Annotated in this window: 11 protein-coding genes; 9 read left to right on the forward strand and 2 right to left on the reverse strand. The window is 30.7% G+C overall.

What is annotated here, in order from left to right:
- Positions 1–4 precede the first annotated feature (4 nt).
- The 3 genes from WAO74_RS02310 (at position 5) to WAO74_RS02320 (ending at position 2732) form a co-directional block, all read left to right on the forward strand.
- Positions 5–880 carry a sterol desaturase family protein gene (locus tag WAO74_RS02310; RefSeq protein WP_422159341.1) on the forward strand — a complete coding sequence of 292 codons (876 nt, stop codon included), beginning with the start codon at positions 5–7 and terminating at the stop codon, positions 878–880.
- A 132-nt stretch (positions 881–1012) separates the two neighbouring features.
- On the forward strand, positions 1013–1906 hold the full coding sequence (locus WAO74_RS02315) for a dienelactone hydrolase family protein (RefSeq protein WP_422159342.1): 894 nt from the start codon (positions 1013–1015) through the stop codon (positions 1904–1906).
- 4 nt (positions 1907–1910) lie between these two features.
- Entirely contained in the window at positions 1911–2732 is an 822-nt protein-coding gene (locus WAO74_RS02320; protein ID WP_422159344.1) for a class I SAM-dependent methyltransferase, read from the forward strand.
- A gap of 1 nt (position 2733) precedes the next feature.
- Here the strand turns inward: WAO74_RS02320 and WAO74_RS02325 are convergent, their stop codons facing one another.
- Entirely contained in the window at positions 2734–4293 is a 1560-nt protein-coding gene (locus WAO74_RS02325) for an amidohydrolase family protein (RefSeq protein WP_422159567.1), read from the reverse strand.
- A gap of 135 nt (positions 4294–4428) precedes the next feature.
- Here WAO74_RS02325 and WAO74_RS02330 point away from each other — a divergent pair, with 135 nt between their 5' ends.
- Entirely contained in the window at positions 4429–5169 is a 741-nt protein-coding gene (locus WAO74_RS02330; protein WP_422159345.1) for a hypothetical protein, read from the forward strand.
- A 2-nt stretch (positions 5170–5171) separates the two neighbouring features.
- Here the strand turns inward: WAO74_RS02330 and WAO74_RS02335 are convergent, their stop codons facing one another.
- Positions 5172–7130, reverse strand: a complete 1959-nt coding sequence (locus tag WAO74_RS02335) for a YgiQ family radical SAM protein (RefSeq protein ID WP_422159346.1) — start codon at positions 7128–7130, stop codon at positions 5172–5174.
- 554 nt (positions 7131–7684) lie between these two features.
- On the opposite strand from WAO74_RS02335, the gene WAO74_RS02340 reads away from it, so the two are divergent.
- Genes WAO74_RS02340 through WAO74_RS02360 form a run of 5 tightly spaced genes read left to right on the forward strand, consistent with a single transcriptional unit; the run spans position 7685 to position 12384 of the window.
- A complete protein-coding gene (locus WAO74_RS02340; RefSeq protein ID WP_422159347.1) occupies positions 7685–9607 on the forward strand; it encodes a CocE/NonD family hydrolase in 1923 nt (640 codons plus the stop codon).
- A gap of 40 nt (positions 9608–9647) precedes the next feature.
- On the forward strand, positions 9648–10031 hold the full coding sequence (locus tag WAO74_RS02345) for a DUF4174 domain-containing protein (protein ID WP_422159349.1): 384 nt from the start codon (positions 9648–9650) through the stop codon (positions 10029–10031).
- Between the two features lie 6 nt (positions 10032–10037).
- Positions 10038–11477 carry a flavin-containing monooxygenase gene (locus tag WAO74_RS02350; protein WP_422159351.1) on the forward strand — a complete coding sequence of 480 codons (1440 nt, stop codon included), beginning with the start codon at positions 10038–10040 and terminating at the stop codon, positions 11475–11477.
- 16 nt (positions 11478–11493) lie between these two features.
- Positions 11494–11658, forward strand: a complete 165-nt coding sequence (locus WAO74_RS02355; RefSeq protein ID WP_422159353.1) for a DUF5522 domain-containing protein — start codon at positions 11494–11496, stop codon at positions 11656–11658.
- 15 nt (positions 11659–11673) lie between these two features.
- Positions 11674–12384: a DUF4197 domain-containing protein gene (locus WAO74_RS02360; RefSeq protein ID WP_422159354.1), complete on the forward strand. Its 711-nt coding sequence runs from the start codon at positions 11674–11676 to the stop codon at positions 12382–12384.
- Positions 12385–12389 lie beyond the last annotated feature (5 nt).

A 12389-nucleotide genomic window follows, 5' to 3' on the forward strand; every position in this document is an offset into this window, starting at 1 on the left:
AATAATGGAAAAATATTTAGATGCTTTTGCAAATGCTTTTACAGGAACTGTAAATTGGACATGGAAATCGATTATTTTTGAAGTGCCTTGGTACACCAATTATTTTTGGGGTCTTATTGCCATTTCACTTTTTGTTTGGATTTTAGAAATCGCTTTCCCATGGAGAAAACAACAGGCTATTTTTAGAAAAGATTTTTGGTTAGATGCATTTTACATGTTCTTTAACTTCTTTATTTTCTCAATTGTTATCAGCGGAGTTTATAAAATTTTAGGATTGCTATTTGGCGAATTTAATATTACTGCAAAAAGTTTGGCACTGTTTGATATTTCTCAATGGTCTCCTTGGTTACAATTACTTGTTTTCTTTATAATTCTTGATTTTGTGCAATGGTTTACGCATGTATTATTACATAAATACGAGTTCTTGTGGAAATTTCACAAAGTACATCACAGTGTAAAAGAAATGGGCTTTGCAGCACATTTAAGATATCATTGGATGGAAAACATTTTTTACAAGCCCTTAAAAACTTTTGGAGTAATGATTCTAGGTGGTTTCGAACCTGAACAAGCTTATATTGTTCATTTTATAACCATTGCTATTGGTCACTTTAATCATGCAAATATTAAAATTACATGGGGTGTTTTTAAATACGTTTTAAACAATCCTGTTATGCATTTATATCATCATGCTTATATTTTACCAGAAGGAAGATATGGAATGAATTATGGAATTAGCTTAAGCTTATGGGATTATATTTTTAAAACAAATTACATTCCTGAAGATAGTGGAACTATCGAAATTGGCTTTAAAGGCGATGATAAATTTCCTCAAAATTTTATAGATCAAAATTTATACGGATTTAAAAAAGGACAAAAGTAATTTACAAATCAAATTATTTTTTGGATTTAAAAAGACGTTTAAGAAATTCTTAAACGTCTTTTTTTTGATTATGTTTAAATTAATTTTTAGCTATCTTAGGCAAAAAAAGATACAACTCTAAAATTTACTTTTATGAAACAGCTTACCAAAGAAGATATTAGTCAAGAGGTTTTTGACTTATATGATGATTATGCACACAACAAAATAGATAGAAAACAATTTTTACAAAAACTCTCTTTATACGCAGTTGGGGCTATTACATTGCCAGCTTTGTTAAGTTTTATTTCGCCAAATTACAAAGATTTTATTGTGGTTCATAAAGATGATCCAAGATTAAAATCAGAAATGATAAATTACGATTCACCAAAAGGTGGGCAAAAAATAAAAGGTTTATTTTCTATACCAAAAGATACTTCAGAAAAATTACCAGGAATTATAGTTGTTCACGAAAACAGAGGCCTAAATCCTTACATAGAAGATGTTGGCAGAAGAGCAGCTTTGGAAGGTTTTGTAACCTTAGCTCCAGATGCTTTATCACCTTTAGGAGGTTACCCTGGAAATGACGATAAAGGAAGAGAAATGCAAAGAAAAAGAAGCCAGCAAGAAATGTTAGAAGATTTTATTGCAGCATACAATCACCTTAAAAACCATAAAGATTGCAATGGTAAAGTTGGAGTTGTTGGTTTTTGTTTTGGTGGATGGATTTCTAATATGATGGCTGTTAGAATACCAGATTTAGGAGCTGCAGTTCCTTATTATGGAAGGCAACCAGAAAATGAAGATGCAGCTAAAATTAAAACTCCCTTGTTATTGCAATATGCAGCTTTAGATAGTAGAGTAAATGCAGGTTGGCCTGAATTTGAAAAAGTGTTGAAAGAAAATAATATTACACATGAAGCTCATTTTTATCCAGAAGTAAACCATGGTTTCCATAATAATACAACTCCAAGATATGATGAAGAAGCAGCTAATTTATCTTGGGAAAGAACCATTTCTTTTTTTAACACCCATTTAAAAGAAGCTTAGTAAATTGAATTACAAACCTCTTATTAGTAAAGAATTAGAAACTTTTTACAACAAAGCTTCAGAAGAAACACGCCTTGAAAAAGGAATGGGAATTTTTGAATTTGAACGAATCAAAGAATTGATTGAACTTCATATTAACAAAAAGAATGCAACAATTATTGATGTTGGTGGAGGAACAGGAAAATATGCTGAATGGCTTTCTAATAAAGGTCATAAAGTTCATCTAGTAGAACCTGTTTTAAAACATATTAAATTAGCAGAAAAAAGAGCTAAAAAATTAAAAAATCCGTTTTCGGTTCAAATTGGTGAAGCTAAAAAATTACCTTATGGAGATAATGTTGCTGATTTGGTAATTCTTCATGGACCTTTATATCATCTTCAAAAAAGAGAAGATAGAGTTTTAGCCATTTTAGAAGCAAAAAGAGTTTTAAAAAAAGATGGGATTATTTTGGGTTTTGCAATCAATGCAACAGCCTCTACTGTTGTAGGTTTAATGAATGGAATGATTCACGCAAACTCATTTTTTGATATGTGCAAAGAGGAACTAACAACAGGAATCCATAATGCACCCAAAGATTTTCCTTTTTTATTAGCAGATGCTTTTTATCACAAACCACAAGATTTAAAGGCAGAATTTTTAGAACAAGATTTAGAATTGATAAATCTTTTTGCTGTAGAAGGAATGATTTGGTTAGACAACGAATATTTTGCAAATATGTTAGATAAAAAGAAATCTAAAACTTTAAAAGCCTTGCAAAACTTGACTCAAAACGATGAATATTTATTGCCTTTTAGTCCACATATGATGATTGCTGTGAAAAAATAAACTACTCTCTCATTCCAGGTTGCACTAACTTCCAATTTGTTTTTGCTTTTTCAGCATCAACCATGGCTTTTACATCTGCCAATAAACGTTTTGCATCGTAAATAATTCCATCTTTAATGGTGTATTGTACACCCCCAGCTCTAATTACTTCATTTTCTTTGGTTAGTTTTATTGCTCCTGTTCCATACAATACCTTTAAATTTTGCAAAGGATTTTCATCAACAATTACAAAATCTGCAAATTTACCAACTTGAATAGAACCAATTTTATCATCCATTTTTAAAGCTTCAGCACCATTTAAAGTGGCAGCTCTTATCACTTCTAAAGGATGAAAACCTGCCTCACGCAACAATTCCAGCTCACGTATATAAGCAAAACCATACAATTGATAAATAAATCCAGAGTCTGAACCAGCTGTAACTCTACCTCCTCTATTTTTATATTCGTTTATAAACGTCATCCATAACTCATAATTCTTACGCCAAGAAACCTCTTGTTCTGTTCCCCAATCATGCCAATAAGAACCATGAGAAATTTTACTGGGTTCGTAAAATTTCCATAAAGAAGGCAATGTATAATCTTCATGCCATTCAGCTCTTCTAGCTCTGTGTAAATCTCTACTAGCTTCGTAAATATTAAACGTTGGATCTAAAGTAAAATCTAATTCTAGTAATTCATTCATTACATTATTCCAATGTTCTGAATAAGGCTTTGCAGCTTGAGCCCATAATTTTCCAGCTTCTTCAAAACGATGTTGCTCATTTTGATAATTATAATCTAAAGGATAATTTTGCACAGTTCTATCATCAAACAAAGCTTCTGGCAATCCATACCAATGCTCCATAGAAGTTAAACCTGCTCTTGCAGAATGTAAAACATTCCATCTTGCCACACTTAATTGTGCATGATGACAAGCAGAACCCAAACCTAATTTTTTATTTTCATCTAAAGCAGCAGCCATAATTTTAGGTTCTGCTCCAAAGAATTTAATTCCATCAGCCCCATTTTTAGCATTTTCTCTTACCCATTCTCTAGCTTCTTCAGGTGTATTAATTCCGTTTTTAGCACCAGAGCCAAAACCAACATAATCGAAAATTCTAGGTGCAACAATTTTGTTTTTAGCACTTAATTGTTTTAACTCTTTTGCATTAATTCCACTGGGCTGTCTTACAGTTGTAATGCCATGTGCCATCCATAATTTAAAAACATATTCAGGACTCGCACCTTGAGAATCTCCTCCTATATGACCATGCATATCTATAAAACCAGGCAATAAATACATACCATTTGCATCCAATTCTTTACCTCCTTTTTTAAGTTTTGGGCGTTCATTTTCTTTAATTTCAACTCCTGGATAACCCACAACTTCAATTTGTGTAATTATATTATTTTCAACTATAATATCTACAGGTCCTCTTGGAGGTGAACCATCTCCATTAATTAACATAACTCCTCTAATTATTAACTGATTAAAAGGACCCTCTCCCAAATAATCATCTTGAGAATAGCCATTAAAAGAAGAAAAAAATAAAATTAAAATTAGTAGTTTAAATAATTTCATCATGTAAAAGATTGAATAGTTTTTTTAAAGATACTTAAATTTTAAGAATTGAAAAATAGTAAAATTTGTTTCTAAACTTTTAAAAAATTAACTTCGCTAATTAATCGCATTAATTTTTACCCTTATTCTGAACCAATGATAAAACAATATGAAAATACATTAAGAAAATTAATTATCGATGTTCTTGGTGATGCTGATAACAGCGATTATAAAATATCGAAAGAAATTGTTGAAAAATGGTTTAAAAAAAGAACTGTTCAGCAAAATAAAAACGATGGATTTTTATTCGAAAAGAGAATTGTTTTCTATGCTAATTTTGAAGATTTAGTATTGATTATTGAAAATAATTGGCAAAAATTTTCATCTATTTTAAGCGATAAAGAACGTTTTTTAGTCTTTTTTAATGAAGTTGTTCAGTACAAAAAAATTATTGGTAGTGGAAACTCTTTAATTAAAAGTCAAGAAGATTTATTATCTGGAATTGTAATGGATTTAAAAAATTCAATTACAATCTATAACAATAAGAAAAATTTAGTAGACGACTATTTTATCAATATTTCAAAAATATCCGATAATCTAGGTTCAAGTTGGCTGAATTCAAATCCAGAAAAGCAACAAAATCCTGTTTTAAAAGTGGGTGACGAATACGAATTATTAGTTGAAGCTAACGATCCAAAAGATAGAAAAATAAGCTACCAATTATTTCATTTTGCTGGAAAATTAAGAATTAATCAAGAATCAAATCGTTTCAATTTTAAAATTGACGAAAGCTTAATTGGGCAAAATAACATGTTGGTTGTGAAAGCTTTTACGCCAGAATCAGAATATGCAAACGAAAGTATTTTAAAAATTTATTTGACGGTTTTGCCAAACTAAACCTACCTCCTCTTTTTTGGAGCTCTACTAACCTTCTTTTTCCTTCGATTAAAAGGAACAGCATCATCAAAGGTATTTTTGGTTTCTTGCGCTTTTTTATTCTTTTTCCAAGAATTATTTTCTGGCAATAAAACGTTTAGTAAATCTTGTCTTCCAACTTTATTCAACGTGTTTTTAATCCAATCTTTATTTTCTTTTTTGTACCAAAAGAAAAATTTATGTTGGTCATCTTTTTCCTTTTTAGTTTTCGGGGTTTTCACCTCTTTCATGGTGTAAGGATGATATCCTGAATAATAAATAACAGTTGCAACTGTCATTGGAGTTGGTGTAAAACCTTGAACTTGCTCTAATTGAAAGCCCATATCTTTGGTTTCTGCAGCTAAGTTAGCCATATCTTCCACTTCACTTGCTGGGTGACTTGAGATAAAGTAAGGAATTAACTGTAGGTTTAATTTCTTCTTGATATTAATTCTGTCAAAACGCTCTTTAAACTTATGAAAATAGGTGAAAGATGGTTTACGCATCAATTTTAATACATTATCTGAAGTATGTTCTGGAGCTACTTTTAAACGTCCAGATACGTGTTTGGTCATTACCTCTTCTGTATACGCATCTAACTCTTTTGGATCTGCATTTTTATTAAATTCTGGCACTAACATGTCATGTCGAATTCCACTTCCAATAAACGATTTTTTAATCTTTGGATGCTTATCAACTGCTTGATATAACTCAGTTAATGGTTTGTGTGAAGTATCTAAATTAGAGCAAATTACAGGCGAAATACAACTTGGTGCAACACATTTATCACAAATTTCTTGCACTTTCCCTTTCATCTGATACATGTTTGCAGAAGGTCCACCAATATCAGATAAATAGCCTTTAAAGTCTGGCATATTTGCCACTTTATCAACCTCTCTTAATACAGATTCTTTACTTCTGCTCGCAATAAATTTACCTTGATGTGCAGAAATTGTACAAAAACTACATCCTCCAAAACATCCTCTGTGAATATTTATAGAGAATTTTATCATTTCAAAGGCAGGAATTGGCCCACGTTTGTCATATTTTGGATGTGGTAAACGTGTGTAAGGCAAATCGAAAGAACCATCTATTTCTGCTTCTGTCATTGTTGGAAAAGGTGGATTAATCACCAACGTTTTTCCTTCTACTTCTTGTAAAATTCTTCTCGCTTTTAGTTTATTCGATTCTTGTTCAATCACTTTAAAGTTAGAAGCAAATGTTTTTTTATCAGCTAAACAGGCTTTGTGAGAATTAATAGTTACATCTTCCCAATCATTTACAACAGGAATTTTCTCTTTATTTGTATCAATTAAAACTGCAGTTTGTTTAATGTTTTTTAAACTCGAAAAAGGCACACCTTTCTGTAACAAAGTCACAATTTCACGCAAAGGTTGCTCACCCATTCCGTAAACTAGCATATCTGCTTTTGAGGTTTCTAAAATGGTTGGCATTAACTTATCAGACCAATAATCATAATGTGTTACACGTCTTAAGGAAGCTTCAATTCCACCTATTAAAATAGGCACATCAGGATATTTTTCCTTTAATATTTTCGAGTAAACAGAAGTTGCATAATCTGGTCTAAAACCTTTATCTCCATTAGGTGTGTATGCATCTTTGTCTCGTCTTTTTTTACTTGCAGTATAATTCGAAACCATTGGGTCCATACAACCACCTGTGCAACCAAAAAACAATCTTGGTTTTCCTAATTTCTCGAAATCTTGTAAATTATCATTCACATTTGGCTGAGGCACAATTGCGACTCTTAAACCATAACTTTCTAAAATTCTTCCAATGACTGCTGGTCCAAAAGAAGGATGATCTACATAGGCATCTCCACTGAATAAAATCACGTCCAATTCTTCCCAACCTCGAATTTTCACTTCTCTGTTGGTAGTTGGTAACCAGTCTGTTAATTGATGTTGATTCGTTTCCTGCATAGTTTGCAAATTTACGAGAAAATTTATTTATAAAATCACATATTTCGTTAAAGTAATTTAGAACTTGTAGTAAAAAATTTCTTTTATTTTGAAGCTATTTCCTGCTTTCACTACTCGCTTTTTTTTAGTTTTGTTCTCGATACAAATTTGCAAAAAAGCAAATTTACTCGAACTGACAACTAAAAAAAGAGCTCAAACAAACCGTTCAATCAGGGCTAGACTTATCTGCCAACTTTCAGTAAGCCAATACTTTTTAAATATTAAAAATGTCATTTCGAAATGAGTGAAGTATGAACGATTGAGAAATCGCAAAATAGAAAAATCAACCTTTAAATTCTTACTCATTCTTCATCAGAATGACAATGATTAATCGATATTTAAATGAGAAACATTTTCTAAATGCCAATCAATTAAAAAACCTCTAGTAATAATTCTGCAACTTCTGCCTATCAATTTAAAATTGATAAATTCAATAAAATAATTATTTTATCAATGGTTTTTTAAAATAACTCTTTTTTGTTTTGTAATTTTATAAAAACTACTAAAACTAGATTATGAAGAAAATTTTCTTATTGTTTTTCGCAAGCACCCTTGTATTTTCAGCTTGTAAAAATACTGCTGATAAAACTGAAAAAGAAGAAAAAAAAGACACTTTTGTAATTGACAATTACACCAAAAAAGAAGTTGACATTGTAATGAGAGATGGTGTAAAACTGCATACTACCATTTATTCTCCAAAAGACACATCAAAAGAATATCCCATTTTAATGCAAAGAACTCCCTACAGTTCAGCACCTTATGGAGAAGGGAAAATGAAATCTAAAATTAGCCCTAATATTCATTTAATGAAAGAGGGCAATATTGTGGTGTACCAAGATGTTCGTGGACGTTGGATGAGTGAAGGTGTTTACGACAATATGCGTGCTTATATTCCCAATAAAAAAGAATATCAATCTGATGAAGTTTCAGATACGTATGACACCATTGACTGGCTCGTAAAAAATATAGAAAATAACAATGGTAATGTTGGAACTTGGGGAATTTCGTATCCTGGACATTATGCAACTATTTCTACAATAGATGCACATCCTGCATTAAAAGCAGCTTCTCCTCAAGCTTGTATTGGCGATTTTTTCTTTGATGATTTTCATCATAATGGAGCTTTTTTATTAAGCTATTTTAGAGCGATTTCACTTTTTGGAACTTACAAAGACACTCCAACAGATTCTGCTTGGTATTCTTTTCCAGAGATGAAAACACAAGATCAATATCAGTTTTTCTTAGATAAAGGCCCTTTAAAAAACTTAAACGAATATTTTCAGTATGATAAATTAGATGTAAACTCTGCAGCATCAAAAGATAAAATTGATGATTTTTTCTGGAAAGAAATTGTAGAACATCCTAATTACGATTCTGTTTGGAAAAGCAAAGGAATTATTCAGCACATGGATAAAGTACCAAGTTCTGTGGCTACTATGATTGTTGGTGGGTGGTTTGATGCAGAAGATTTATATGGTCCTTTAGAGACTTATAAAGGAATCGAAAAATATGGAAAAGATAATTACAATACAATGGTTTTTGGACCTTGGGATCATGGAAAATGGGCAAGTTCTGGTGTAAAAAACACAGTTGGAAATTATTATTTTGGAGATTCTATTTCTTTAAAATTTCAGTCAGAAATAGAAACCAAGTTTTTTAATCATTTCTTAAAAGGAAAAGGCGATAAAAATTCTGGTTTGCCAGAAGCCTATGTTTTTGATTCTGGAAAATTAGAATGGAAATCGTATGATGCTTGGCCACCAGAAAACGTCGTAAAACAAGATTGGTTTTTATCTGAAAATCAAGAATTAACCTCTGAAATGAAATCATCATCAGAAATAAAATTTATAAGTGATATAAAAAGGCCTGTCCCTTATTCTGAAGATATAAAAACAGTTTTTACGCCAAGAAAATACATGACAGATGATCAGCGTTTTGCTGCAAGAAGACCCGATGTTTTGGTTTTTGAAACCGATGTTTTAACTGAAGATTATACTTTGGCTGGTGATATTTTAGCCAAATTAAAAGTGTCAACTACAGGAACTGCAGCAGATTGGATTGTAAAAGTAATTGATGTACATCCTGCAGATATAGAAGAAAGTAATGATGGTTTACAGGATCATTTAAAAATGAGCAATTATCATTTAATGGTGAGAAGTGAAGTAATGCGTGGCAGATTTAGAAATAGTTTCGAATTTCCAGAACCATTTACACCAAATAAAAAAACTGATGTAAACATCAAATTGCAAGATGTTTTTCATACGTTTAAAAAAGGACACAAGTTGCAAATTCAAGTGCAAAGTACTTGGTTTCCTTTAATCGATTTGAATCCGCAAACCTATGTAGATAACATTTACAAAGCCGATGAAAAAGATTTTAAAACACAAACGCATACCGTTTTTACAGATTCTAGTATTGAGTTTTCAGTTTTGAAGTAATATGAAAAAAATTATGCTGTTTTGCGTCTTTTTTAGTGGAATGAAGTCTTTTAGTCAAGAAATAGAGAGCTATCAATGGGAAAAAAGAGTTTTATTAATTTTTTCTGATGCAAAGAATAACAAGAAATTACAACAACAAATCGAAATTTTATCGAAAGATAAAAAAGGTTTGAAAGAAAGAAAGTTAAAAATTTATCAGTTTTCAGAAAATCAGTTTACAACAGATTTCAGCACAGTTTGGCTTTCATCAGCGTTAAAAACAGAAAAATACAAAAGAAAATCAGAAGATTTTAAAGTAGTTTTAATTGGTTTGGATGGTGGCATCAAATTGAAACAAAACGACCTTTTATCTTTAGAAAAATTAGTTACTATGATTGATGGAATGCCCATGAGAAAAAGAGAAGTAAAAGCGAAAAACAAGTAATTATTTATGGATGTTGATATTATAATAATTGGAGCTGGTTTATCTGGAATTGGAGCAGCTTGTCACTTACAAAGAAAAAATCCGGATAAAACATATAAAATTTTAGAAGCCAGAGAAGAAATTGGTGGCACTTGGAGTTTGTTTAAGTACCCAGGAATTCGTTCAGATTCTGATATGTATACATTTGGCTATTCTTTTAAAACTTGGAATGACGATAAATCTTTTGCAGACGCTCCATCCATTTTAAAATACTTAAATGAAGCTTCAGAAGAATATCATGTGAAAGAAAAAATCACCTTTAATCAAAAAGTAATTTCTTATAATTTTGATACTTCTCAAAATTTATGGACGATTAAAACCATCAATCCAAAAACAGAAGAAGTACAATATTACACCTCTCAATTTATTTTTAATGCTAGTGGTTATTATAATTATGATACAGGATATACTCCTATATTTAAAGGTTTTGAAAACTTTAAGGGAAAGTTTATCCATCCACAGAAATGGGATACAAATTTAGACTATAAATATAAAAAAGTAGTGGTTATTGGCAGTGGAGCAACTGCTGTTACTATTGTTCCTAAAATTGCTGAACAGGTTGCTAAAGTAACTATGCTACAAAGAACACCCACTTATATTGCAGCCTTACCAAACAAAGATAAAATTGCGAAATTTATTAAAAAGGTATTACCAAGTAAAATTGCACACACTTTAGTTAGAGCTAAAAATATTTTAGCAGATATGCTTTTTTACAATCTGTGCAGAAAATATCCGAAAACGATGAAGAAATTCATTTTAAAAGGGATTAAAAAAGAGTTGGCTGATTTTCCTATTGAGCCCCATTTTTCACCAAATTACAGACCTTGGGAACAGCGTTTTTGTTTAGTACCAGATGGCGATTTTTTTAAAGCCATTAACAAAGGCAAAGCAACTGTGGTTACAGACACCATAGACACTTTTATTGAAAACGGAATCTTGTTAAAATCTGGAAAAATTTTAGAAGCAGACATCATTATAAGTGCTACAGGTTTAAAGCTATTGCCTTTTGGTGGTGCTAAAATATCTTTAAATAACCAACCTTTCGATATTACAAAGCAATTTATTTATAAAGGTTTAATGCTAAGTGAGCTACCAAATTTCTTTGTTTTTGCTGGTTATACAAATGCCTCTTGGACCTTAAAAAGCGATTTAACAAGTGAATATATTTCTAGAGTTTTAAAATATTTAGATAAAAATAATTTTAAGTCTGTCCATTCAAAAGTGATTGAGAAAAATTTAGGAGAACTTCCTCTTATTAATTTAGATTCGGGTTACATTCACAGAGCGAAAGATATTTTGCCAAAACAAGGTGATAAATTTCCTTGGAGATTATACCAAAACTATATTTTAGACTATAAGGTTCTAAGGCTAAATACTGTAAAAGATAAAAGATTAGTCTTTAAATAAGTGTTATTTTTGCAATATGTTTAAACCTAGAATAGAACTAGATAAAGAGGATTTTTACTTAAATGAACAAGGTTACAAAGTCTTTACAGAAAAATATCACTTAAAAAGAGGATATTGTTGCAAAAGTGGCTGTAAACACTGCCCCTATAATTATGATAAAAAAACAGATAGTTTTAAATAATTTTAACATCATAAAATGATAAAAAGAATTTTAGTTTTAGTAATTGCAATTCAATTTGCTGGTTGTGCAGAATTACAAAAAGTTGTAAATAATTTACCAAGTAATGTAGGTTTAACTCAAGAGCAAATAGGCAATGGTTTAAGACAAGCTTTAGATAATGGCGTAAAAAATCAGGTAACTAAATTAACTGCAACAGATGGTTTTTATAGAAATGAATTGGTTAAAATTTTATTACCAGAAGAATTACAAGCTGTAGATAAAGGATTAAGAAGTATAGGTTTAGGCAATTTGGCAGACGAAGGTATTAAGGTTTTAAATAGAGCAGCAGAAGATGCAGTAAAAACTGCGACACCTATTTTTGTGAATGCTGTAAAAGAAATAACTTTTAATGATGCAAAAAACATTTTATTAGGTGAGCAGAATGCAGCAACCTCTTATTTGCAATCTAAAACTAACGAAAGTTTATATGCCAGTTTTAGCCCTGTAATTAATGATTCTTTTTCTAAAGTTGGTGCAGACAAAATTTGGAGCAACCTAATAACTAGATACAATTCTATTCCTTTTGTAAGTAAAGTAAATCCAGATTTAACAGCTTATGTAACAAACCAGGCTCTAAAAGGAGTGTTTACTATGATAGAAATCGAAGAAAAAGGTATTAGAGAAAAAGTAGGTTTGAGAACTACTGCTTTACTAAAACAAGTATTTGCTTTGCAAGATGTTAAATAATCCAC

The sequence above is a fragment of the Polaribacter sp. genome (assembly GCF_049276715.1).
Classification (GTDB): Bacteria; Bacteroidota; Bacteroidia; order Flavobacteriales; family Flavobacteriaceae; genus Polaribacter.

Coding starts and splice junctions, on each gene's coding strand:
- WAO74_RS02310 (WP_422159341.1), top strand. CDS start 5: ATGGAAAAATATTTAGATGCTTTTGCAAATGCTTTTACAGGAACTGTA.
- WAO74_RS02315 (WP_422159342.1), top strand. CDS start 1,013: ATGAAACAGCTTACCAAAGAAGATATTAGTCAAGAGGTTTTTGACTTA.
- WAO74_RS02325 (WP_422159567.1), bottom strand. CDS start 4,293: ATGAAATTATTTAAACTACTAATTTTAATTTTATTTTTTTCTTCTTTT.
- WAO74_RS02330 (WP_422159345.1), top strand. CDS start 4,429: ATGATAAAACAATATGAAAATACATTAAGAAAATTAATTATCGATGTT.
- WAO74_RS02335 (WP_422159346.1), bottom strand. CDS start 7,130: ATGCAGGAAACGAATCAACATCAATTAACAGACTGGTTACCAACTACC.
- WAO74_RS02340 (WP_422159347.1), top strand. CDS start 7,685: ATGAAGAAAATTTTCTTATTGTTTTTCGCAAGCACCCTTGTATTTTCA.
- WAO74_RS02345 (WP_422159349.1), top strand. CDS start 9,648: ATGAAGTCTTTTAGTCAAGAAATAGAGAGCTATCAATGGGAAAAAAGA.
- WAO74_RS02350 (WP_422159351.1), top strand. CDS start 10,038: ATGGATGTTGATATTATAATAATTGGAGCTGGTTTATCTGGAATTGGA.
- WAO74_RS02355 (WP_422159353.1), top strand. CDS start 11,494: ATGTTTAAACCTAGAATAGAACTAGATAAAGAGGATTTTTACTTAAAT.
- WAO74_RS02360 (WP_422159354.1), top strand. CDS start 11,674: ATGATAAAAAGAATTTTAGTTTTAGTAATTGCAATTCAATTTGCTGGT.